20 protein-coding genes and 2 pseudogenes are annotated in these 21,268 nt (G+C 45.3%); 7 read left to right on the top strand and 15 right to left on the bottom strand.

The features are described 5' to 3' along the window. Positions 1 to 391 precede the first annotated feature (391 nt). On the top strand, positions 392 to 2,188 hold the full coding sequence (locus tag GEI7105_RS0127625; RefSeq protein WP_017663595.1) for an ABC transporter ATP-binding protein: 1,797 nt from the start codon (positions 392 to 394) through the stop codon (positions 2,186 to 2,188). A gap of 822 nt (positions 2,189 to 3,010) precedes the next feature. On the opposite strand, the gene GEI7105_RS0127630 is transcribed toward GEI7105_RS0127625, so the two are convergent. After that, positions 3,011 to 3,838 carry a hypothetical protein gene (locus tag GEI7105_RS0127630; protein ID WP_017663596.1) on the bottom strand — a complete coding sequence of 276 codons (828 nt, stop codon included), beginning with the start codon at positions 3,836 to 3,838 and terminating at the stop codon, positions 3,011 to 3,013. A 244-nt stretch (positions 3,839 to 4,082) separates the two neighbouring features. On the opposite strand from GEI7105_RS0127630, the pseudogene GEI7105_RS36410 reads away from it, so the two are divergent. Further along, positions 4,083 to 5,146: pseudogene (locus tag GEI7105_RS36410) on the top strand (IS630 family transposase). 79 nt (positions 5,147 to 5,225) lie between these two features. Here the strand turns inward: GEI7105_RS36410 and GEI7105_RS35660 are convergent. From GEI7105_RS35660 to GEI7105_RS0127680, 7 genes and pseudogenes are all read right to left on the bottom strand, one after another. Then, a pseudogene (locus tag GEI7105_RS35660) lies at positions 5,226 to 5,490 on the bottom strand (ISKra4 family transposase); the annotation flags it as partial. Between the two features lie 331 nt (positions 5,491 to 5,821). Further along, positions 5,822 to 6,355: a hypothetical protein gene (locus GEI7105_RS38020; RefSeq protein ID WP_144054080.1), complete on the bottom strand. Its 534-nt coding sequence runs from the start codon at positions 6,353 to 6,355 to the stop codon at positions 5,822 to 5,824. A 47-nt stretch (positions 6,356 to 6,402) separates the two neighbouring features. Further along, positions 6,403 to 6,999, bottom strand: coding sequence for a hypothetical protein (locus GEI7105_RS0127645; RefSeq protein WP_144054081.1), 597 nt, complete (start codon positions 6,997 to 6,999; stop codon positions 6,403 to 6,405). A gap of 90 nt (positions 7,000 to 7,089) precedes the next feature. Next, positions 7,090 to 7,218, bottom strand: a complete 129-nt coding sequence (locus GEI7105_RS40685; protein WP_017663598.1) for a hypothetical protein — start codon at positions 7,216 to 7,218, stop codon at positions 7,090 to 7,092. Between the two features lie 215 nt (positions 7,219 to 7,433). Further along, on the bottom strand, positions 7,434 to 7,670 hold the full coding sequence (locus tag GEI7105_RS0127660) for a hypothetical protein (protein WP_017663600.1): 237 nt from the start codon (positions 7,668 to 7,670) through the stop codon (positions 7,434 to 7,436). A gap of 879 nt (positions 7,671 to 8,549) precedes the next feature. After that, positions 8,550 to 9,302: a DUF1176 domain-containing protein gene (locus GEI7105_RS0127675; protein ID WP_017663603.1), complete on the bottom strand. Its 753-nt coding sequence runs from the start codon at positions 9,300 to 9,302 to the stop codon at positions 8,550 to 8,552. A gap of 19 nt (positions 9,303 to 9,321) precedes the next feature. Continuing rightward, positions 9,322 to 10,224 (bottom strand): hypothetical protein, encoded by a 903-nt coding sequence (locus GEI7105_RS0127680; RefSeq protein ID WP_144054082.1) that lies wholly within the window; start codon positions 10,222 to 10,224, stop codon positions 9,322 to 9,324. A gap of 1,205 nt (positions 10,225 to 11,429) precedes the next feature. Between GEI7105_RS0127680 and GEI7105_RS35665 the strand changes: the two genes are divergently transcribed. The 3 genes from GEI7105_RS35665 (at position 11,430) to GEI7105_RS0127700 (ending at position 14,067) form a co-directional block, all read left to right on the top strand. After that, on the top strand, positions 11,430 to 11,726 hold the full coding sequence (locus GEI7105_RS35665; RefSeq protein WP_158413279.1) for a Pvc16 family protein: 297 nt from the start codon (positions 11,430 to 11,432) through the stop codon (positions 11,724 to 11,726). A 207-nt stretch (positions 11,727 to 11,933) separates the two neighbouring features. After that, positions 11,934 to 12,836, top strand: coding sequence for a DUF8756 domain-containing protein (locus GEI7105_RS0127695; protein ID WP_158413280.1), 903 nt, complete (start codon positions 11,934 to 11,936; stop codon positions 12,834 to 12,836). Between the two features lie 67 nt (positions 12,837 to 12,903). Beyond that, positions 12,904 to 14,067: an ATP-binding protein gene (locus GEI7105_RS0127700; RefSeq protein WP_017663608.1), complete on the top strand. Its 1,164-nt coding sequence runs from the start codon at positions 12,904 to 12,906 to the stop codon at positions 14,065 to 14,067. Here GEI7105_RS0127700 and GEI7105_RS0127705 read toward each other — a convergent pair. Continuing rightward, a protein-coding gene (locus tag GEI7105_RS0127705; protein ID WP_144053965.1) for an ISKra4 family transposase occupies positions 14,059 to 15,119 on the bottom strand; the annotation gives its coding sequence in 2 pieces (ribosomal slippage) (positions 14,059 to 14,963 and positions 14,963 to 15,119; 1,062 coding nt in all). The genes GEI7105_RS0127700 and GEI7105_RS0127705 overlap by 9 nt on opposite strands. Before the next feature lie 160 nt (positions 15,120 to 15,279). Here GEI7105_RS0127705 and GEI7105_RS32840 point away from each other — a divergent pair. Continuing rightward, positions 15,280 to 16,068: an ATP-binding protein gene (locus GEI7105_RS32840; RefSeq protein WP_017663609.1), complete on the top strand. Its 789-nt coding sequence runs from the start codon at positions 15,280 to 15,282 to the stop codon at positions 16,066 to 16,068. Between the two features lie 88 nt (positions 16,069 to 16,156). Here GEI7105_RS32840 and GEI7105_RS32845 read toward each other — a convergent pair whose 3' ends face one another. From GEI7105_RS32845 to GEI7105_RS36415, 4 genes are all read right to left on the bottom strand, one after another. After that, positions 16,157 to 17,125, bottom strand: coding sequence for a hypothetical protein (locus GEI7105_RS32845; protein WP_017663610.1), 969 nt, complete (start codon positions 17,123 to 17,125; stop codon positions 16,157 to 16,159). A gap of 220 nt (positions 17,126 to 17,345) precedes the next feature. Further along, a complete protein-coding gene (locus GEI7105_RS0127725) occupies positions 17,346 to 17,606 on the bottom strand; it encodes a DUF6444 domain-containing protein (protein WP_017663611.1) in 261 nt (86 codons plus the stop codon). A 336-nt stretch (positions 17,607 to 17,942) separates the two neighbouring features. Then, complete coding sequence (locus GEI7105_RS38025; protein WP_144054085.1) at positions 17,943 to 18,128, bottom strand: hypothetical protein; 186 nt, start codon at positions 18,126 to 18,128, stop codon at positions 17,943 to 17,945. Between the two features lie 214 nt (positions 18,129 to 18,342). Then, positions 18,343 to 18,633, bottom strand: a complete 291-nt coding sequence (locus GEI7105_RS36415) for a hypothetical protein (protein WP_192816711.1) — start codon at positions 18,631 to 18,633, stop codon at positions 18,343 to 18,345. A 236-nt stretch (positions 18,634 to 18,869) separates the two neighbouring features. On the opposite strand from GEI7105_RS36415, the gene GEI7105_RS34110 reads away from it, so the two are divergent. Then, positions 18,870 to 19,211, top strand: coding sequence for a transposase family protein (locus GEI7105_RS34110; protein ID WP_245555511.1), 342 nt, complete (start codon positions 18,870 to 18,872; stop codon positions 19,209 to 19,211). Here the strand turns inward: GEI7105_RS34110 and GEI7105_RS0127740 are convergent. Both GEI7105_RS0127740 and GEI7105_RS32855 read right to left on the bottom strand, forming a co-directional pair. Next, complete coding sequence (locus tag GEI7105_RS0127740; protein ID WP_017663614.1) at positions 19,208 to 19,849, bottom strand: hypothetical protein; 642 nt, start codon at positions 19,847 to 19,849, stop codon at positions 19,208 to 19,210. The genes GEI7105_RS34110 and GEI7105_RS0127740 overlap by 4 nt on opposite strands. Positions 19,850 to 19,941: 92 nt before the next feature. After that, a complete protein-coding gene (locus GEI7105_RS32855) occupies positions 19,942 to 20,772 on the bottom strand; it encodes a leucine-rich repeat domain-containing protein (RefSeq protein WP_158413281.1) in 831 nt (276 codons plus the stop codon). Positions 20,773 to 21,268: the final 496 nt, after the last annotated feature.

Below are 21,268 nucleotides of genomic sequence, written 5' to 3' on the forward strand. Positions count from 1 at the left end.
AATGTCTGAAGAAGCAGTAGTGTTTGTCGAGCGTCCGAGTGTAGCCGCTAGTTAGACACAAAAAGGACATAATGATAATAGAAGCTCTTCTGGGTTTAGGGGTTGACCGCAATCGGGACATTTCTCCAGGGGCATTTCGTAGTGTTCGTCGGCCGACTTTTCGTCCGGGGCGCTTGGGCTAGCTTTTTCGCTTCCGCCGACTGGCTTCTTCTTTTAGCTTGGCGACTTATCCTGGCTTGTGCTATTCCCCTTTCGTCGTACTTTGGCCGTTACGCTAAACAGATACGTCGGTCAGTCAGAGATGCCGGGGATCTCACACGAATCTCGGAAATCCCGAGATGTGAAGAGGTCTCCTGTATCAGCCGAACTGATATTTGCAAAAGGGTCGCGAATGCCGATCGCGCGGGAATTCGCCGTAAAATCGAGGCGATGTTGTGACGAACCGCCCTTGAAATTTCGATCGCGCTACCGAGAACTTCTTCCCTACCTGCGTCCCCACCGAGGTACGATCGCCCAAGCCCTCGCCTGTACGCTAGGATTTACACTATTCTGGCCGGTTCTCGGATGGCTGGCCGGACGCATCGCCAACTACATCGGCGAAGGAAACGTACAGGCGATCGCGCAACTGGCGGGGTGGAGTGCAGTTATCTTTATCGTGCGCGGTGCGGTACAGTACGGACAAGACGCACTCATGGCCCAAGCCGCCCTCGCCACAGCCTTGGACTTGCGGAAACAAACCTACGCGCACCTCCAGCGACTGAGTCTCGACTACTTCGCCACCGCAAAAACTGGCGATTTGTCCTACCGCCTCACCGAAGACATCGATCGCATCGGCGAAGTCATCAACAAAATTTTTCACCAATTCGTTCCCAGCGTCTTACAGCTAATCGTCGTGTTGGGCTATATGATTTGGTTAAACTGGCAATTGACCCTCGCCACCCTTGTCATTGCACCAATTATGGCGGGTTTAATCGGTTGGTTTGGAAACCGACTGTTGCAAGTGTCTCGTCGCAGTCAGGCGCAAGTGTCGAACCTCGCCTCGCTTCTCACCGAACTTTTCGCGGGAATGCGGTTAGTGCAGGGATTCGCCGCCGAAGACTACGCCATCGATCGCTTTTCCCAGGAAGCCGAACGCAACCGAAACACCAAATACACCGCCGAACGCGTCAAAGCCTTGCAGTTCGTGGTGGTGGGATTCCTCGAAGCCATGAGCGTTTTACTGCTATTTTTCCTCGGCGGTTGGCAGATTTCGAGGGGAAACCTCACCGGTGCGGGATTCGTGAGTTATATTGCGGGGGTGGCGATGCTCATCGACCCGATTTCCCTGGTTACCAGCAACTATAACGAGTTCAAACAAGCCGAAGCCTCTGTCGATCGCGTCTTTGAACTCCAAGACATTCAACCGTCCGTCGTCGAATCTCCCGAGGCGATCGCACTTCCTCCCATCACCGGAAAAGTCGAATTCTGCAACGTTTCTTTCACCTACGCCACCGAAGCCACGCGATCGCCGAATTGGGTATTACGAGACTTAAACTTACTCGTCTCTCCCGGCGAAACCATCGCCTTGGTGGGATCTTCCGGGGCGGGAAAATCAACCCTCGTCAATCTCATCCCGCGATTTTACGAACTCCAACAGGGAAAAATTCTCATCGACGGCGTTAATGTCCGCGATGTCACGTTGAGAAGTTTGCGGCGACAAATCGGCATCGTTCCCCAGGATACCGTGTTGTTTGCCGGAACCGTGGCGCAAAACATCGCCTTCGGACGAGTCGCCTTCGAGTTAGAAGCGGTTATCGACGCGGCGAAAGTAGCCAACGCCCACGACTTTATCAGCCAACTGCCCGACGGATATTATACGATGTTGGGAGAACGGGGAATCAACCTCTCAGGCGGTCAGCGTCAGCGGTTGGCGATCGCTCGGGCGGTGTTGTCAGACCCGCAGATTTTGATTTTAGACGAAGCGACATCGGCGTTAGATTCCGAGTCAGAAGCCTTGGTACAGGAAGCCTTAGAACGCATCGCACGCGATCGCACCGTCTTCGTCATCGCTCACCGTTTGGCGACCGTGCGTCGGGTCGATCGTATCCTGGTGATGGAACGGGGAAACATTGTCGAATCGGGAACCCACCAAGAACTGTTGCAACGCGGGGAACGCTACGCCCGATTTTACGCCCAACAATTCGACTAGGAAACAGTCAGCAGTGGAGACAGCTAACAGGTCAGTTGCTGGCTTGTTTTCCTTGTCCCCCTTATCCTCCTAATAACCCACATTCCGCACTTCAAAATGTAGTATGTTCGTCCGATCTGTCAAAACTTTACTTTATGCAGAAAGCTTTATCAAGATCGCAAGTAAAAATACATACTACACAAGTTGTTGAACATAAATTTCAACAACGAAGGCTGTAATGTACTTTCTTCGTTAAAAATCCTGTTGTAGTATGCTTGTGGTGCGGAAAGTGGGTTAGAAGCCAACACGGCAGTTCAACTCGATCGAGATCGAATTTGGTGGAATTTACTACAAGATTCTAACCTTGTCAAGCGATGGCTGGCTCGGACATCCAAGCCAGCCATCGAGATCCCTATAGATCGGACTCTGGTTCGTGCGCTGGGCTTCCGCTCTAATTCTACAATTGGTAGACTTTTGGCGAATACAATCTCCGAAGTTCAAGCACGTTAGGAGCTTCAGAATCTTTTTCTAACAAGAGCTCACCCCGGTTTGACAGAGGAGGGATAGCGTTTTGCAAAACTTAACGCACTATCTGTCGTGTATGAGTATTACTGCTTACGCTACATTTGGCATTTAAATGACCCACAACAACTCTATCTATGGTGGTGCGGAATGTGGGCTAAAATACCCTCGAACTTTGGGAGGGTCGATTGTAAATATTTACCGCCTCTTAGTTGCTCGACAAGGGTTTGACCTCGGTTTCGATCGATAGATTTCGTAACAAGGCTGTATTTTGGGAATTGGCGATCGATTCTCAAGACACTCAGCCATTTGAGATAGCACTCAAACAATAGTTGGACAATCCCAGAGTGGCATTCGAGTATCCAAATACTGCCCCTCCCTTTCGAGATCCAGCTTGAGACCCATGCAAATATAGTCTGCATACTCGACTAGCCATTCCATTAACTCTTGCTTCTGCTGAGAGTCGATCTGAGCGGCCGTGCAGTTCAAAGTGGCAATAGTCCATTCTCGGGTTATTATCCCCTCTATCGTGAGTTGTTCTGCATTTTCCTCCAAGCCACATTCTAAATGTTCCGGTGTCGGTGGAGGGGCTAAACTTGCCGCTTGTTGGGTGAGTTGGTTTCTTCGATCTCCTCCCCAAAATTCTTCAACACAGAGCAGCATAGAATCCAAACATTGCGGTTGACTTTCTCTGGCACGCTCGGGAAAACGTGGAATACGACTCAAGCTTCCTACCTTTCTTTTAACAACCGAAAAAGTGTGGAATAAAGATTCCCAATTAAACAAAGGTGCGATCGCGTCATTGTTGACAAAATGCCGTCTTGCCCAGCGTTCAAAATCTCGGGCTGTCTGATTCCCTAGCTCCCTATCCAGTTGTCGGAAGGCTTTACAGATAACTTGCCCTAATACCTTGACATCCTGGGGCGCGATCTCCTCAGTCGTTTGGTAGTTCTTTCTCACCCATTTATAGCCTTGTCCGATTTCGCTATAAATTTGTGGGTGGAGCGACTCAAGCCGGGAAAGGTTGGCGACAATATCGGGAGGTAAGTTCAACTGGGACAACAAGGGTTTGGCCCAGATTAAGGTCGGTATTTTAAATGCCTCGAGCCAGTAAAGGTCTATTCCTGGCTTCCAAAGTGTTTCTGACATTTTTTTGAGTTTGAGAGGTTGGGGTTTTATACAAGCAGTTAGATCTCTATATCATGAGGCTCTTCCGAACTTACTATGCAAGAAATCACTGAAACCCTTACAGGATAAAAGTTTTTGCTAAACTGTATAAAAAGTTCGCTCAAATCGCGAAATTCATTTTCAGATATAGGCTAAGCAGGTCATACAAAAAAAAAGGAGGTATATTACAGATTATAAAGTGTTTCCCCAGAAAGGAGTCAGAGGTATGGGAGCCAGACTGAGAGTGTTTCTCAACCGTGAAGAAGAAAGAACGCTCTGGGAGATGAGGAAGGCAACGACGGTGAGTCAGCGAGTCAAAGACCGAGCCGAAGCCGTTCGTCTGAGCCACCAAGGGTGGTATGTCGAACAGATAGCCGAGCACCTGCACCAAACGGTCAAGACGGTGAGGAAAACTCTCAAGACTTGGATAGATAAGGGATTAGGGGGACTGTGGGAAGCCCAAGGACGGGGACGGAAAAAAACTTGGAATGAAGAAGACATCGAATATCTAGAAAACTGCCTCAGAAATGACCCAAGAACCTATAACAGCGAGCAACTGGCGGAAAAACTGCGCCGCGAACGACAAGTGAACCTGAGTCCTGAGTATCTGCGTCAGATCCTCAAAAAAAGGGGGTCATTTGGAAGCGGACCCGAATAAGCCATCAACAACGACAAGACCCCCAAAAGCGCCTAGCTAAGCAAAACGACCTGGAAATGCTCGAACTCGCTGCCGCGGCTGGAGAGATTGACTTACTCTACACGGACGAATCGGGATGCTGTTTGTGGAGTGCCGCCAGCTACAGCTATTACTTCAAGGGAGAACAGAAACGGCAAGAACAGACGAAGAAACGAGGGAAACGAGTGAGTCTGTTAGGGCTATGGCAACCCTTAGTGACTTTTGTCTGTAGTTTGGCCTTGGGCAGTTGGAAAAGTGAAGACTTCATCAAGCTGATGGACGAGCAAGCCCATGAAGCCCAGAAAATTTACGAACTTACGGGTCGAATCCGCGTCATCGTACTCGATAATGGTTCGATTCACACGAGTAAGGTAGTTCAGCAGAAGTTCTCTCAATGGGAAGCTCAAGGACTGTACTTATTCTTCTTGCCACCCTACTGTTCCGAAATGAATCCCATTGAATTGGAGTGGGAGCATCTTAAACGTGATGAATTAGTCGGACAGATGTTTGAATCCGAGTCCGAATTGGCTTTTCACGTGACCGAGGGACTCGAAGCCCGAGGAGAGCGCCACGGACATTCTGTTAAGTATGTCAACCTTCGAGGTCTGAAATAATCCTTTACACACATTCCTTTTTTTCTCTGGGGCTACTTACAAGCATTTACCCTACACACCAAGGTCGGAAGAGCCAGTTAAAATAATAGGCTTGTTTGTCAGTGATTTCAACTTCCCCGACAATGGTTTTCAATTTTCGGGGCCTGCCAATTTTGATTTGGCTAACTGCTGAAAAAAAACCGAGCAATTTCGGGAGAAACTTCTTCTTGTATTTGGTCTCTCAGAGTGGTTTCAATCTTCTCAAAGGTTTGGAGTCTATCTGAAGACGTATTACGATGCAAGATGTCAGCCACTGCTCTGAGATGTTCTTGTAGCTTTTCTCGATCTTCGGAGTTTAAGTTCATTTTGAAATTCTTTAGAGATATATACTCATTTTATTTTACCATGATTTTGGTGTTTTTACGAAAGTGAGATGCACCCAATCCAGAAGAGCCAACAAAAGATGTATGGCTCGAATTCGGAAAGTTTAAAGAGGTTGCGTAGTATTCAAAGAGCAGCAGACTAGGAAAGGCTACTCTCATCATCTAATGCTTTCACTCCCCATTCAATTTTAAAATGGCGATCGCTTCCATTTGGTTCGTACACGTAACGTTATCGTTCTCGATCGAATACCTTTTAGAGTCGTATCTGAAGGTTTGATTTTGCCCATAAAGCATAGTTAAAAACGGTTATTGTCTAAATTGTACCTGATAGACGATAAAAAGTTTCTGTGCCGACCCGAACACTGTCGGAGCATTGTAATTGCAGAAGTTCCATTAGAGACTGATTGACCCAACTACTGTTCTTAGGTAACAAAATGCAACCTCGAATCATGGAGCAAACCACCAAGCCAATCGATCCAAAGTCCATATAAACATCCGGATCTCCATGCAGTCCGTGTTCTACGCAACCTTCTGCTGCTACGATTCTTAGTTCCCCCTGACTATTTAGGACTAAATTCAAAATTTTATTCACCTTATCTACCGCTTCATCGTCTGTAGGAATGCTAATAAAAGGCAGAGGAGTTAGTGCCTCGCGCGACCAGGGTTGTTTGTACAACAATCGAGAACATTCTTTGTATAATCTCGATGAGACATAATCTTCATAAGCCGAACCTAAAGTGATGCCCGCAACAACTCTAGATTCGGCAACGGATAGAGGCCTCATCTCAGATGGAGACATCTGGCTATACTTCTCTAGTTTTTGTTTGAGTTTTTCAAGGCGAGACATTATTTTTTTGAGTTACCTTACAAACCACTTCGTTGACTCAACCGACTCTAAAACATGGAATAAAAATCCTCACTACCAACAGTAATTTTTTCAGGTGACTCGATTTGCATGAGTTCTATGACTGCTTGATTTCCCCAACTCTGTTGTTTGGGAAGAGATACACATCCTTGAAGGATACTCGAAACTAGCGAACCGCTAGCCCCGAGTTTCGACGCCCAACAGCCATAAATCCCTCTTTGTCTGTCATCTCCTTGATTTTCACATTCAACTATCCCTCTACCTACTACCATACGGATTTCTCCTTTACTTTCCATTACCCAACTCGCAGTTTCATGGAGAGTAGACGCTAACGTATCCTCTATAATTCCTTTATAGCCAGCCCACAGAAAAGGAACCGGAGCTAAGGACTGAACGAAGAATGTTTTTCGGTTCACAAAATTCAGAACTTCAGTTACTTTTTTGTATAGACGTTCGGAGAAAAATTCTTCTCTTGAATGTCCCAAGGTAATTGCAATTAGAACGAGATCGGTGTATCTAGGTATCCCTGTTTTTCTTCTTTCCTCATCCTCTTTTACAATCTCATAAAGGGATTCGGGACTTATTCCCATAACACCAAACAAGTCTAGGGAGTCAGAGTTGCTCACGATCGAATTTCCTCTTAAGGTAGTGACCAATAAGTAGTACTGTTAGGGCTGGACTTGCATTCATTTTAACGATCTTCCCTCAAATCGAACTCAACGCACCATCGATAAATCTTGCGCGACTCCCCAACTCATCGCCAACGCCAAAATTGCGATCGACGCCATCCTCAACCCAGAAGCCCAACTCGCAAACGATAAAATTCGATCGTTACTCTTTTTCACTTTTTCTCAAAGAAATTTAGCATTTTAAGATTTCTCTTACCAATCAGATTGTTAGTTGACTTCCTGTATTTTTCTTTCGATAATTTCCTGAAATTTATTATAGCCCATCGGATATTCACTAAAGGACTCTTCTCGTTTTATGGTGAAAAATGTATCAAAAAATATATATTTATATTCAAAAAAGACTGAAACTCTTGCCAGAATCAACATAAATCTCACTTATCACCCCAGGACAAGAGCACACTAAAGTAGCCTACGCCAAAAGCAATAAGAATAGCACCTGCTGCAATATACATATTCTGATTAATTTTCTTACTCGATCGAAGGAGAAGTATTAATCCTGCAACAATTGAAGCACTGTGGATTAAATCTCCCATAGCAACAATCCCGAAGATTTTAATACTGTAAAACCATCCGATAAATTGCAAAAAAAACAAAATTAAATCTTTCATGATTAAGGTTGACCTCGTTTTAACATCATCTGGACAATCGCTGCAAATTTGAGGCTCTTCCGAAGTTACTATGGAATAAATCGCGAATTCCCTTTCTAGATAAAAAATATGGGCATTCACCCGACATACCAAGGTCAAAATCGCCAACAATCAGTAATCAACCTTGAATGCTATTTGCTGTTTATTTCATCGAGCTTTTGTAGCCTAACTTTTATGCTGGAAATTTTTCGATCGATCTCAGACATTTTGCTCGCGAAGCCAGGAGAATCGCTCCTGGAGTCTAAAGCTACAACGATTATTGTGAGTGATGATATGAATCGCGGAAGCCAAACTACCTCAAGACCTCTGCCCACATCGATTATAAACAATATGAAAAGTGGTAAAGCCACTCCTACTGTTATCCACTTGTACACAACCTCCCAATTTTTCATATTAACCTCATCTTAATTCAGCAAAACTCGTTGATTTTATTCGGATTAGCTACGATTCATTATTACCGATATCCGATCGATCTTGAAATTGTTCTTCTAATTTTTGCAATTTGGATTCTATTTCCTTGATTTCATCTTCTTTTGCGAGCAGTTTTGAACGGAGTTGAGTTATTTTAGAGCCCAGAGATATTAATACAAAGACGAACGAGAACAAAACTAGCAAAGCAAATCTGGGATCGAGATTTTCCACAGTTTTTCCTCCATAAGGGTCTTCTGGGTTTGTGATGATAAATGTATCCCAGACTATATAATAGTCGATCTTAAATCGCTGAAACCCTCGGTATCACGTTATCTAGACACAAAAAATCACCGTATATCTCGAAGATCCTAAATTATACCAATCGTTAAATGCCTCAATACGATCGCCACTATTCTTTACCCTACAACTTCATGGCGCTTGATAGATAAGAGGATACTGTTCGGGAAAAACTCTAGTCGTGGAATAACAATCCTCCTTAGTTCGATACTCCAGCAGTTGAAACCTCGACTCTACATTATCCCATTGATATCGAGCAAAATCTCCACAGGTTGCTTGCCCTATGCCTTTACAGAAAAAGTTAAAGATCTGTTCCTCGGTATCGTAAACTCGACGACCACAAATATCTCGATGTTGATACCGAACCCACGCTCTTGCACTCTCCTCTGTGTAGTCGTCTCGTTTGAATTGGTCAAATGTCAATGGAATCATTTCTGATGCTTCAGGTTGGCTTTCATAGAGAAAGTATTGATAGACAATGTTATAAGCTCCCAAGCCACAAACTAACTCAACGATATACCGTTGTTCTGCCACTTCATAGAGTCGAGGATATCGCCGATTAGCAAAGAAGTCTAACCGGCCATCACAGACATCGAGTTCCTCTATGTTTTCGTAAAGATAATCGAGAAGCTCGATGCTCAGGTCAGAGGCGTTTGATATGTCTGGATATGGCGGTTCGCTTGAAGGGGGGAAGAACATGGACGAAAATGAGGTAGTTTCTTCTGCCTGGTCTTCTAGCTCTAAGGTGTCCGGTGACTCGCTCGAAGTCTCTGATGAATCCGAGCGAACAATCCCAGCGGTTTTTTTATTGAGATTGAGGAAGACATAGACGAAGATGCCTATTCCTAGAAAAATACAGCCAATCGATATCTGATATTTGTTCATTTTTACTCTGCCCGCTTGGCTAGCTATACCATTCCGCTAGCGTGTCAAAGGCACATTCAACCTTTTCAAGGTAGCCAGGTCGGCTGTTGTAAGCAGCAATAGCCTCTTTCCAGGGAACCCAACCTACAATATAACCTTGGTTATTAGTGACCATTGCTTTCCTAACTAACCATGCCACACCCGCTTCGATACTTAAAGTAGCGTTAATCCGCTGCCCATCTTGAAAGTTGCTCTCATCATAATCCGGGAAACCATACTCATCAAACGGAGTATGCTGTATATCTCTTAAGTCTACAGCAAGAGTCTCTGGTACAAATCGATGGGTTTGCTCTCCTCGCTCTCGTAATACACTTAAAGCAGTGTCGCCCTCATTGGCGACTTGCATCGGATCGTACTGTCGAGCCTCTGGAGTCGCTTCTGGATTGCTTTCTACCATGACCATTGCTGCAATCCAACGCCAATTTATCGGACGGGGAATAGGAACACGGTCAGGCGCACCTTGTTGTAAGATACGGTTGTATTGCCTAACGACCCGTTGAATTTGAGGGATGTAACGCTCGATTCCCAATCCCGACTCCCTTCCCGAATAAACCGGATTTTCATATAAATCGTCGAGTTCTTCGCACGTTTCTTTTTGAAGCGAAACTGAAGCGACCATCTGTGCTGGGGCGGCAGATTGTAGCTGTTGTAATAAAAGATCTCTCTCTGAAATGCTATCCGGAAGCTTTGCCGATCGAAACTCCGTTGGCTCATCACTCTTCGCCATCAGGGCTAGGCTGAGCGAACGGCCGCTCCCCTGAAACGCGGCTGAGGGGTCGCGGGTCTTTCCATTTTGCACCCCTTTACCTTGTTGCTCGGCTTCTTGCTGGGCCCGTAGGGTTTGCAGGACTCGTTGGTTGCCCTGGCCAAAACTCTTCATCATCAACGGGCTGACGGAAGGAGCCAGCCGTCTGGGGGATTCTTGAGTGGGAAACGGGCCGACTTGAGGCGGGGCCACGTGGTGAACGGGCGGGGCAGAGGAGGGTTTGGGAAGTTTAGAAGCAAACACGGCAGCTCAACTCGATCGAGATAGAATTTTGTGGAATTTACTACAAGATTCTAACCTTGTCAAGCGATCGGAGGCTCGAACATCCAAGCCAGCCATCGAGATCCCTATAGATCGGACTCTGGTTCGTACGCTGGGCTTCCGCTCTAATTCTACAATTGGTAGACTTTTGGCTCATAAAGCCCCTCAAAGTTAAGTCCTTCAGGATGTTTAGACGTTTTTCCTAATCGGATCTCACCCCAATTTGACATAAGGGAGATATTTGTAAAGAAATGTTTTATTTTGTAATTTTTTTTGTAAAAATATGATAATTCCAATTACTTGGAAAGATAAATTTAGTTTTTTTATTTATATATTTGTCTAGACTTGTATTAATAATAATGACAATTCATATTGATTGCTGTTTTAAGGTAATATTTTTTAATATACTCAAACTATAAAACGAACCATTCGCTCAATTCATAAATATTTATTCGGCTCTTCCAGAGTGGGGATAGTTAACGAGCTGTCAAAATCGGATTGAACCCTTGAACAGCAGGGAATTGAGGAGCAGACAAAGCCATTTCTGTGCAATTTCCCTTTTGCAAATCCCAAAAGTATTCTTCTAGAGGGGTTTTAGTCTTTCAGTCTTAGGAGTTCAGAAAACTTTTCAAAACAAAAGATTGACAAAATACACAAAACATGAATAGTTCACGCTTGATTCGTAGAACGACCCCTCCGCGCCTCGACGGAGGCTTCGACGGTGAGCGCTCAGCCGAACCGCGCTCGCCGAACGTCCTTCAGCACCTCCCCAAGCTTGCGGGGAGGATGGGTGGGGTTGCGATCGCAAAAGTGAGAGACACCTAGCGCGATCGCTCTACTCAATTTGAATACGTTTGTTTTTTTCCTCGCCAATTCAAAAATGAAACGCGATATTGAAGAGTTTTAGCTCTTTCTCACAGTCGTTTAGCAAATGAGAAATCAGAGGTTTCAGCGCTTGTCTTGAAAATTGCCTGAACGATCGAGTGTCAAGAGCTGTTTCGATCTTCTCGAAAAAGTCAGAAGAACACATTAACTTATTTGTTCGTTTAGTTAAAAGTACGATGACCAATCATCTCGCGATCGCTACCGTAACTATGGCTTTATCAAACATTTTAGTTGACGAACTCAGTCATGAACTCCCTGACTTAACAATAACAATGGATCGGCCAGATGCCCCCACAACTAATCCTCCCAAAACCAGAATCAATATCTACCTGTATCATGCCGCAGCTAACCCAGCATGGCGAAATGCCGATCTGCGGACTCGCCGTCCTAAAGGGGATTTAATTAAGCACGGACAAGCAGGACTCGACTTAAATTATTTACTGACGTTTTATGGCGATCCAGCAACATTATAACCACAAAGATTGCTGGGAATGGCACTCCAGGCAATGGTGGACAATCCCATTTTGTCTGTTGAGAAAATTGAGGAAATTTTGGGGTCTTCGGAGTTTGTGGTTATAAATGTATACCATAATACAAAAAATTGAAAATTCGAGAGCCAAAACCCTTGAAATCTCGTGAAGTTAGTTTTTCTGTCACCCTAAACTCCGAAGAGCCAAATTTTGGCGAAAGAGGAAAATCGCTTTTTACAAAATTCGACTGTCACCCATCAGGTTCAATTGGTAAAATTTATACCCTCAGTCATGGATGCCGAACAACTCTCGCGCATCTGGTCGTCTTTTTTTCAAACTCCCTATTCTCTCTCTTTTGTTTACCAGGCGACAGCGGTGCTGATTCAAGGGAAAAAATCAGGGAAGGCAGCTTTACCCGTGCGATCGCGGCAAGTTAGCATCTCGCCTTTGAGACCGATAGTGACTCAGGTGGAAGTGGAAAAAGAAGCCGATCGGGTCATTTTTGCAGATAGCACAGTTCTCATTCGCGGTCGAGATTTTCGCGGGGATAGTTTGCGAGTTCATCTAGGAGATGCCGTTCTCACCCCCGATTTCATGGCGGAAACAGAAATCCGCGTGCGATTTTCTCCAGAGTTACCAGGATTACGCGCAGGAGTGCAAAGCGTGCAGGTTCATACGAATACAGCATTGACTTCCGAACACAATAATTCAAGGGCGTCAGATGTTCGGTCACCGATGGTCTCCCATTCAGCTTCAAATGCCTTCCCCATTGTGATTTGTCCTCGGATTGTGGGAGAGTCGAGATTGTCAAGTCGTGAAGAAAGAGATCGTCAAGGATTGAAAACTGAAATCGGTGCGATCGTTTCAGTGGATACAGTAGTGAGTCCAGAACAGCGGGTCTTTTTGCTGTTGAATCAGATCGATAACTCCGAGAATCCCATGAATTTTATCTTTAAAGCAGAGCGGCGAGAGAGCGACACCCGAGAACTTTATTTTCTACTTCATAAAGTGTTACCAGGAACCTATTTGTTTCGCGTTCAGATAGATGGGGCAGAAAGTCCTTTGACGGTCGATCGACAAGGGCGTTATGCTGCTCCCCGTCTGACTATATAGTAGTTTCTGAGGTTACGAAAAAGAAGCCAAATGGCCAAAATTTATAACCGGCATAGGAAAGAAAGTGATGGAAAACTTTGAAGGATTACTTTTATTCACACAGTCGTTCTACCAATTACTACAAAACTACCTTACGACCCAGCAAGAAAATACAAATCACTCCGGGATTCCTTCAATTTCCGAAATTCACGAGCAAGTTGGACTCTCAAGCATTGCTCGTCCTCCGGCTCTTCTCCAAATCAGTAACCGCTTTAAATTTTCTGAATTTGAGTCATATATTTTACTGCTATGTGCAGCAATTGAACTCGAACCCAATATCGCCCAGCTTTGTTCACAAGTTCAAAATCGCGAGCTATCTTGTCCAACACCTTATCTGACTTTACAACTTCTTCCCCAACCAAGCTGGAGTGCTTTCAATGCTAATTCTCCCTTACGACACTGGCAATTCATTCATTTCCAAGACAGTCAAATCTTTACCCTATCTCCCCTCAGTATCGATCGCTCGATTTTCCTTTACCTTTTGGGTGAAAATTACATCGATCCTTACCTCGATGGACTGGTCAAACCCCTTCTTCCAGAAAATACAATACCCTTAACCTCTCCCCAACAGGATGTCGCTACATCTATTAGTTCCTTTTGGACTCCACAGTCCTCACACTATCCCTCACAAACTCTTCAGCTTCACGGTACAGACTTACCCATTCATCGCGAGATCGTCCTAGCCGCCGCACAAAAAAGTGGATCTTCTCCTCATCGAGCAACCTTATCTTCTTTCACCCTCAATACCAGTCTGGCATCGAATCCTACAGGACTGAGAAATATTGCCCGACGGTGGGAGCGAGCCGCCCGTTTAACTAACGGCGTTCTCTTACTCGAATGTCAAGGCGTGGATTTAACTGAGCCCACTCCTCAATTCATATTAAAAACTCTATTAGAAGAAATTAAAACTCCCCTCATTTTATCGGCAGAGGATCGCTTAAACCTGCCTGAGTTTTCTCTTCTCATTTTTGAAATTCCTTCAGCCAGCTTCAAAGAAAGAAAAGCTATCTGGTTGACTTATCTTGGCGATCGCGCTCGTTCATTAAACAGCAACCTCGATCTGATTGCCGATAATTTTTCCCTTTCTCCCCAGAGTATCGCAACAGTCTGTCGCCAAATTCCTCAGAGCCACTCTCGGGACGATTTAACCGAACATCTCGGGTGCATCCCAATCTTGCAAGACTCAGTCTGAGAATTGATGGTTCAGGTAGGCACATCGGTGCTTTAGCACTTGTTGCACGTTGTCTTCGTGCCACTGAGCCCCTGAAATCTTAACCCGTCGCCCAATTTGCTTGACCGTTGACTCAATCTCACCCGAGCCAATTGAAATACCCTCAGCTTGGTAGTAGCTGTAGTTGACAATCCGGTGTCGATGCTTGGTCAGATAGGCGATAAACCGGTCGACCCGCTCATGGGGCCAATCATCGAACAGCTTGACGGCACCCTCGAGATCCCCCTGCCAGAGACAAGCTTCGACCGCATCGAGCCGCCGCTGCGACCCGCCCACCTTGCCCAGATTCTCTATCAGGTGGTACCAGTCTAGAATCTCAAGCCGCTGTATCTGCGGGTCGAGTTGGGCAAATAAATTCCAAATCCCGTCATGCCCGTCGCCCAAGCACACTAATGGAGAGGCCAACGGCTGCTGGTTGACCCACTCAACTAAGCCCTCGCGATCTCGAAAGAACGCAGCGACACTGCACTGATGCAGGTTCACTCCCTTGTAGTCACGCCACTGGCTCGGCTCACCCTTGGGGGTGCGCAGGCGCACTTTCCCCCCGTCAATACTCATCTCCTTGATGCCGCAATCGGCAATCTCTGGCTCGAAGTCTTGGCGATGGACGAGCCGCTGCTGAGTACTTTTGGAGACGCTCACACCCGTGAGCACACCCAGATCATCGGCTGAATGCTGGTAGGATTCGTTGGCACTCAGGAGCAGACAGCATTTCTCTAAATAGGGACTCCAACGGGTCTGAGCTTTGAGCCCTAAGCGCTGACCTTGCTGCTCGCTGATGCTTAGCCGTCCGACGATGCTGGCGACTGCCCGCTGTCGTCCCCGCGTTGTGCCGCTACTTGTGCGGATAAAAAAAGACCGATTTCTGGCCCGACATGCTCTAGCCAATGCCCACGCACTGCTTTCTCTATCCCTTCCAAGCTCTTGACGGCTTCTGGAGCCGTCTCTTCGTAGAGCAATTCGGCTAACTCCTGAGTGAGTTCTTTGAGGCGGGCTTGCTTAGATGCATCCATGGGTCTGACCGGTTTCGTTATGAACTGCCCAAAGCTTAGCTCTTATGCTGCTCTTTAAGGGTAAGCATTTTTGCTTATTGCATAACTGGGATGCACCCAACATCTCTGGCAACACTGTCGTCTCCAAGCTCGAACTCACCTCGATGCGATCGCTCAACGAGTGCAAACTCCCCTGACTTGGGACGACCTAATTTTACCGGAAAAAACCAAAGAAACCCTGCAACAAATCCTCAATTCCGCCCGCGCTCGCTTTCGGGTGTACCATCAATGGGGCTTGACGCAAAAAAGACCTCGCGGTTTAGGTCTTTGCGCTCTTTTTAGCGGCTATAGCGGTACGGGCAAAACCACCGCCGCCGAAATTATCGCCCAAGAGTTAAACCTAGATTGCTATCGGGTCGATCTCAGCAACATTGTCAGTAAATACATCGGCGAAACCGAAAAGAATCTCAAACGGATATTCGATGCCGCAGAAGGCGGCGGCGTAGTACTGCTTTTTGACGAAGCCGATGCCCTCTTTGGTAAGCGTGGCGAAATTAAGGAAGCTCGCGATCGCTACGCCAATCAAGAAGTCAGTTACTTATTGCAAAGAATCGAGACTTATCCCGGATTGACGATTTTGACTACCAACCTCAAACAGGCGATCGACGAGGCATTTGAAAGACGGTTCAAATTTATTGTGGACTTTCCCAAACCTGACTATTGGCAGCGCCAAGAGATGTGGGAGCGAATGTTCCCGCTAGAAACGCCGACGCAAGGATTAGATTTCGATCTCCTGCCGAAGTTAAACGTTTCCGGCGGAAATTTAGCGAACGTTGCCTTAGAAGCCGCCTTTCGAGCCGCCGCTGAGGAAGAAGCCATCCAAATGAAACACATACTCGCCGCCGCCAAAGCGGATGCTCAGCGAACGGGACGACAGATGCACAAGAGCGAAACGGAAGGTTGGATTTGACGAGTTGGTCTACGAGGCGGTGCGAACGTTGGGGAGATGAACGGCGAAGCTGACGCCTTGGCTCTGTAACGAAATGTGACTCTTTATTCTAAGGAACGAGTCGAATTGTCTCGACTGTCGTGAAGAAAGGGCCGAGGCTCGCTCGATTGTCGCTCAGGTGTCTGGGAACGCTCGGCAAGACTTCACCGATTACTTCAACCTGACGACCCTTGTAACGCTCAATTTCTTCGTCGGATCGGAGAGTCTCTGGACGTTCGGGATCCTCGAGTAAAATACCTCCATTTGAGTCGAAGGCAATCTCAATACTTCCCCTCGACTCGGGTGGTGAGTTGGGTTCCTGCCGAATAGGGCGCTGCCGGTATTCTCCAACCACTCGAGCGGTTAAGACTTCAAAGGCATCCAATTGTTCTAGATCGTCATCGGTGTAAGGATAGGGAAAATGAGTCTGAAAGTCGTCCCAACTGGCAAGGGTTGTTAAATATCTCGGAATTCTGGGTGGTAAAGGGACAGTTGTGTGGTCTTCAAGATCGCTCCCTTGTCGCTCCAGTGTAGCTGAGTCCGAACTCTCTTCTAAAGGGGCAAGCTCGATCCGATCTACTGTCATGAAACAAGGGCCAATTAGAGTTGCAGCATAGCTAGGGTCATCCGGAGCTCGAGGTACAACTCGACCGGTAACGACGACTCGCTGACCTTCGTAACGTTCAATTTCCTCTGCCGGTCGAATGGCGTCAGGATGCCACATTGGGTAGAGTAAAATACCTCCACGAGAGTCTAGACCAATCTCGAAATTTCCCAGATACACCTCTATAGGGGGGCCAGGTCTAGGGGTGCGAACCATAGTCCGCTGATAAACCCCAACAACTCGAACCTCCAATCCTTCTCCATAGTAGGAAGAGGGAAAAAGTGTGTGAAAATCATTCCAGCTAGAGATCGTTGGGAGTGCCATGTTTTCTTCGCAAGCAAAGGTCTGCCAAACGGATGTTAATGAGATAGATTTCAAATCTAGAACAGAAGTCGTTCTCAGAAAGAAAAGCAATAACGCTATCCAGATACTCATCAGTCAATTTCATGAAGAGGGCTCTGCCACTATAGTCGTAGGTGTGAGTCCATGCGTTTCTGTAGCTCGATGTTCTTCATGGAAAGTCCGCCCTCGTTTACGCGGATCTTCCTCAGCCGCATAAGGAGAGCCATACATGCTAAAGATCCAGCGAGTATTTATTGCGTCAGGCTGCCCCCTAATGGCGTAATTCTCTAGGGTTACTGTATCCCGACCGTTATCACTTTTCATAATCACACCAGCCCAGTGAAAATTCCAGGTACGTCGCTTCTGCCTTCTCCGACCGTTGGATGAGGTCGCTTGAGGGAGGCTTGGAGGAGGTCTGGCTGTCTGTTTCTATCAGTCCTTTGAGTCGTTCGACTTCGGCTACCAGTTGTTCGAGTACTGCTTGCTGTTGCAACACCAGCTCTACTAGAACGGATTTGGTCCGCTTTTCTAGGGCTTTTCTGTCCTTGGGAATTTCTGGTAGCTTGATTTCCATAGCTCTACGCTACCTGTCTTTTCCCTTTTGTCAACCCCCCTACCTGAATCCTTACCGGTTTTAATCGCCTGAGACTCTAAATGTGTCCGTCCCGTGGGATAGCCGCACTGTCGCAACCGCTGAATTAACTCGTCTCTCGGGGAAATGTCGCCGTTAAATCGCTTCCCGAGAATCCCTAGAAAAATACGGCGGTAACTCCGCTTCTTCTTCCATAATTTTCAACAGCTTGACTCGCTTCGTCCATTCCCAAGACTCCGCCAGCGATCTGGGCGATCTGGTAAGCTGTTCGGAACTCTAATGAGTTTCATGACTCGACTTCAAAGTTAAATCTAGACATTAACCGTAGCCATAACCCGCTTGAAGACAAGCCTCGCCCATCTCTACATTGTAGAGCAAGAAAAGACTTTCAAAGCGAGAACCACCGCTTAGACTCAATTCTCGGATCGAAGCATCCTGTCCGTAAGAGCCATAGGCTTCAACCGAAGTTCTCTCTTCAAAAGGTTCTAGAGTTATACATCCCATCTTTAGCTCGAAAATTTCTGTTTCTAAAGCCGTAATCTCCAGAATTACACTCCCCGGTATGGGTTCTGAGCGCTCCGATCGATCTGGTAAAGGGATTGGATAGGTATAGACATCTTCTTGTGTTCGGGCTCTTCGGAATTTAGGGTGACAGAAAAACTAACTTCACGAGATTTCAAGGGTTTTGGCTCTCGAATTTTCGATTTTTTGTATCATTTTATACGTTTTTAACCACAAACTCCGAAGACCCTTGTTCGAGAGCGAGTTCTCTCACTAACAGATCGACTTCTTCGGAAGACGGTGTAAAAGTGCAAAATCCCATTCGACGTCCTGAAACTGGATAACAACTAATATTGTCTGAGTTGACCTCAAAGCGTTCAAAAATCTCATAAACATCTCCGGTCAGTGCGATTTGCCCCGTATAATCGAAAATTTGAACGCAGCCAGTTGTTAAAACAGGAACGAGTCCAAACATTATTTGAGTGATTCGAGCAGTTATTTGATTCATTGTTTTTAGATTTGACAAGCCATCTAGATAAGATACCGATCTTATTTGTAGAAAACTTTTGGGTCTGTTGGAGTTAAGGTGATAAGCAAAGTTTATGAATTTCCGAAACCGTTGGCGTGGGGGCGTCACGGCAGTGCGCCCTACAAGGATTTTGGTATCGTATGCAATCAAATTAGGGTCTTCGGAGTTTGAGGTGATAATAGTATAATAGAAAACAAATGCAGGCGGATCTAAAGATGAACTTTTTTGTAGAAGACTTAATCAACTTACCCAAAGTAAGAGTGAGAAGCGTGGTCAGGGAACGCGAAGCAATATTTTTGCAGCTAGGCTTTAGAGAAGAGGAAGTTGCCTGTCCTCATTGTGGCAAAAAGACGGGCGAACTTAACCAAACACGAACCGTTAGAGTTCGAGACTTGCCCATTTCGGGTCAACTCGTATATTTGCAAATAGTGCTGCACTCTAATGATGCTGTTCGGTCAGAATTCTTGCCACGGAGGGATTTAAGAATCCAAATAGCATTACTCCTCATCACTACCCACAAACTCAGGAGATCCACTCGACTTCAAAGTCAAGCCTAGATACCATAAGCATAGCTAGCTTGAAGACAAGCCTCACCAGTCTCTACATTGTAGAGTAAGAAAAAACTATCGAAGATACCAGCACTGTTTAACTCTAATTCTCGGATTGAAGCATCCTGTCCGTAAGCTCCATAAGCTTCGACAGAGGTTCCCTTTTCAAAAGGAGTTAGGCTCCTACATCCTCTTTCTAGGTCACGAATTGCGTTTCGTAACGAATCAATTTTCATTGGTCGCATTGCTGTTGAACGATCTTCTAAAGAATTCACATCACCATCAACATTTTCAGATTCGAGAGATTTTCCTCTCTCTATTCTTTGTCTCACTCGATCTCGTAATTCATCCGGATCTTGTAATTCATTGGGATCGCTATAGAAATCTTCAGACTCGAGAGCTAATCCTACTACTAACCGATCGACTTCTTCAGAAGACAGTGTAGAAGTACAGAATCCCATTCGATATTCTGCAACTGGATAACACCTGATATCGTCTGAGCTGACCTCAAACCGTTCAAACAGATCGCGGATATCTCCCCTCAACATAACTTTACCCGACCAATCCAGCAGTTGAACGCAGCCAGTCATCAAAACAGGGACGAGTCCTAATGTTATCCTTTTGATTAAATTGATGTTTTTAGTCATAGTTCAATCGCGAAATATCTAGAAAAACTCAGGTGGTGAAGCCTCAAAAACCAACAACCCTAAAATTTTGAACTCGATCGATCTCGCTAATTTTATTGATTCTCTTCACTGCCAGGATTTTCATAACTAGAAACAAAAACCAGCTCGGGTAAAGCTAAGAGAGGACTGAAGTCTTCGATTTGATTGTGGCTTAAAAACACTTCTCTCAAACTTAATAGTTCTGACAAAGGCTGAATATCGAAAATCTGATTGTGGCTGAGAAAAAGTCTCTTCAAATTAGATAAATTTGACAAGGGACGCAAGTCAACAATCTGATTTTTGTCGAGATGGAGTTTTTCTAGCTTCACTAAATCTGACAAGGGTTGAAGATTGCTAATTTGATTGTCAAAAGCATAGAGGATTTTTAGATTATAAAGAGTCGATACAGGCTGAATATCAGTAACTCGATTGTCGCCAAAATAAAGGAAACGCAATTTCATTAATTCCGATAATGGACTGATATCTGCGATTTGATTTAGACTAACATTGAGTTCGCCAAGTTCCGTTAAATTTGATAAAGGACTCAGATTGCGAATCTGATTATTTGAGAGTTCGAGAGCATGAATCTTAGTCAGTTGGGAAAGCGGAGTCAAGTCTGTAATCTCATTTCCGAATAGGCTAAGAGCGGAAAGCTCTGTTAAAGCTGAAAGAGGAGTCAGATCTGTAATTTTATTGTTGGCGAGATTGAGAAAAGTGAGTTGAGTCAGTGAAACTAAAGGACTCAAGTCTTTAATCTGGCTCGCGGCAATTGCGAGAGATTCGAGTTGGTTTAGGCTTGAAATTGGACGCAGATCGGTGATATCTTGTCTTGAAAGATCTAAGCTTTTTACTTGACTCAATACTTTGTCAGCTTTCTGACAATCTTCTGTTTCTGCCTTTTTCAAGAGTATCTCGACTGTATGTTGAGTTTCTGGGGGAAGGCTATCTTGAGAGAGACACCAATCAGCAAAGCGTTGGGGACTATTATTGATTTCTGAGAGTGGAGTGGAGGCATTTTGACAACCCCAGACTCCGAGGTTTATCGCGAGACTTGTTAATCCCAAAAGTATGACGAAATGATATCGCAGTTTTTTTTCTCTACTTGAGATTATAGTTCGATAGAATCTTTTTAGGATTTGGATAAAAGTCATCGATTGACAATTTTTATTTGAGGTAAACGATGAAACATTTAGGGATTGCTATAGCTTAAGAAAATCTAAGATCGAACCTTATGTGCTGGATTTTTTTGATGATTTATAGTGGTTGATATTTTCAGTGTTGAACTGATATACTTTTTGAATTTATTGAAATTAGGGAAATCTCCAAAAACTCTCTCAAATTAATATATCCATAAGACCCTTGTATTAAAGCGAGATAAATAAATTTTAGGGAACCTCGAAA

The organism is Baaleninema simplex PCC 7105 (assembly GCF_000332355.1).
GTDB lineage: Bacteria > Cyanobacteriota > Cyanobacteriia > Cyanobacteriales > Geitlerinemataceae > Baaleninema > Baaleninema simplex.

What these genes read in the sequence shown, in the direction of transcription:
- GEI7105_RS36415 (WP_192816711.1), bottom strand. Translation starts at nt 18,633, where the DNA reads ATGAATCAAATAACTGCTCGAATCACTCAAATAATGTTTGGACTCGTT.
- GEI7105_RS0127700 (WP_017663608.1), top strand. Translation starts at nt 12,904, where the DNA reads ATGGAAAACTTTGAAGGATTACTTTTATTCACACAGTCGTTCTACCAA.
- GEI7105_RS38020 (WP_144054080.1), bottom strand. Translation starts at nt 6,355, where the DNA reads ATGTCTCGCCTTGAAAAACTCAAACAAAAACTAGAGAAGTATAGCCAG.
- GEI7105_RS35665 (WP_158413279.1), top strand. Translation starts at nt 11,430, where the DNA reads ATGACCAATCATCTCGCGATCGCTACCGTAACTATGGCTTTATCAAAC.
- GEI7105_RS0127660 (WP_017663600.1), bottom strand. Translation starts at nt 7,670, where the DNA reads ATGAAAGATTTAATTTTGTTTTTTTTGCAATTTATCGGATGGTTTTAC.
- GEI7105_RS0127630 (WP_017663596.1), bottom strand. Translation starts at nt 3,838, where the DNA reads ATGTCAGAAACACTTTGGAAGCCAGGAATAGACCTTTACTGGCTCGAG.
- GEI7105_RS0127740 (WP_017663614.1), bottom strand. Translation starts at nt 19,849, where the DNA reads ATGACTAAAAACATCAATTTAATCAAAAGGATAACATTAGGACTCGTC.
- GEI7105_RS0127625 (WP_017663595.1), top strand. Translation starts at nt 392, where the DNA reads ATGCCGATCGCGCGGGAATTCGCCGTAAAATCGAGGCGATGTTGTGAC.
- GEI7105_RS0127680 (WP_144054082.1), bottom strand. Translation starts at nt 10,224, where the DNA reads ATGATGAAGAGTTTTGGCCAGGGCAACCAACGAGTCCTGCAAACCCTA.
- GEI7105_RS0127675 (WP_017663603.1), bottom strand. Translation starts at nt 9,302, where the DNA reads ATGAACAAATATCAGATATCGATTGGCTGTATTTTTCTAGGAATAGGC.
- GEI7105_RS38025 (WP_144054085.1), bottom strand. Translation starts at nt 18,128, where the DNA reads ATGGGATGTATAACTCTAGAACCTTTTGAAGAGAGAACTTCGGTTGAA.
- GEI7105_RS34110 (WP_245555511.1), top strand. Translation starts at nt 18,870, where the DNA reads ATGAACTTTTTTGTAGAAGACTTAATCAACTTACCCAAAGTAAGAGTG.
- GEI7105_RS0127725 (WP_017663611.1), bottom strand. Translation starts at nt 17,606, where the DNA reads ATGGAAATCAAGCTACCAGAAATTCCCAAGGACAGAAAAGCCCTAGAA.
- GEI7105_RS32845 (WP_017663610.1), bottom strand. Translation starts at nt 17,125, where the DNA reads ATGAGTATCTGGATAGCGTTATTGCTTTTCTTTCTGAGAACGACTTCT.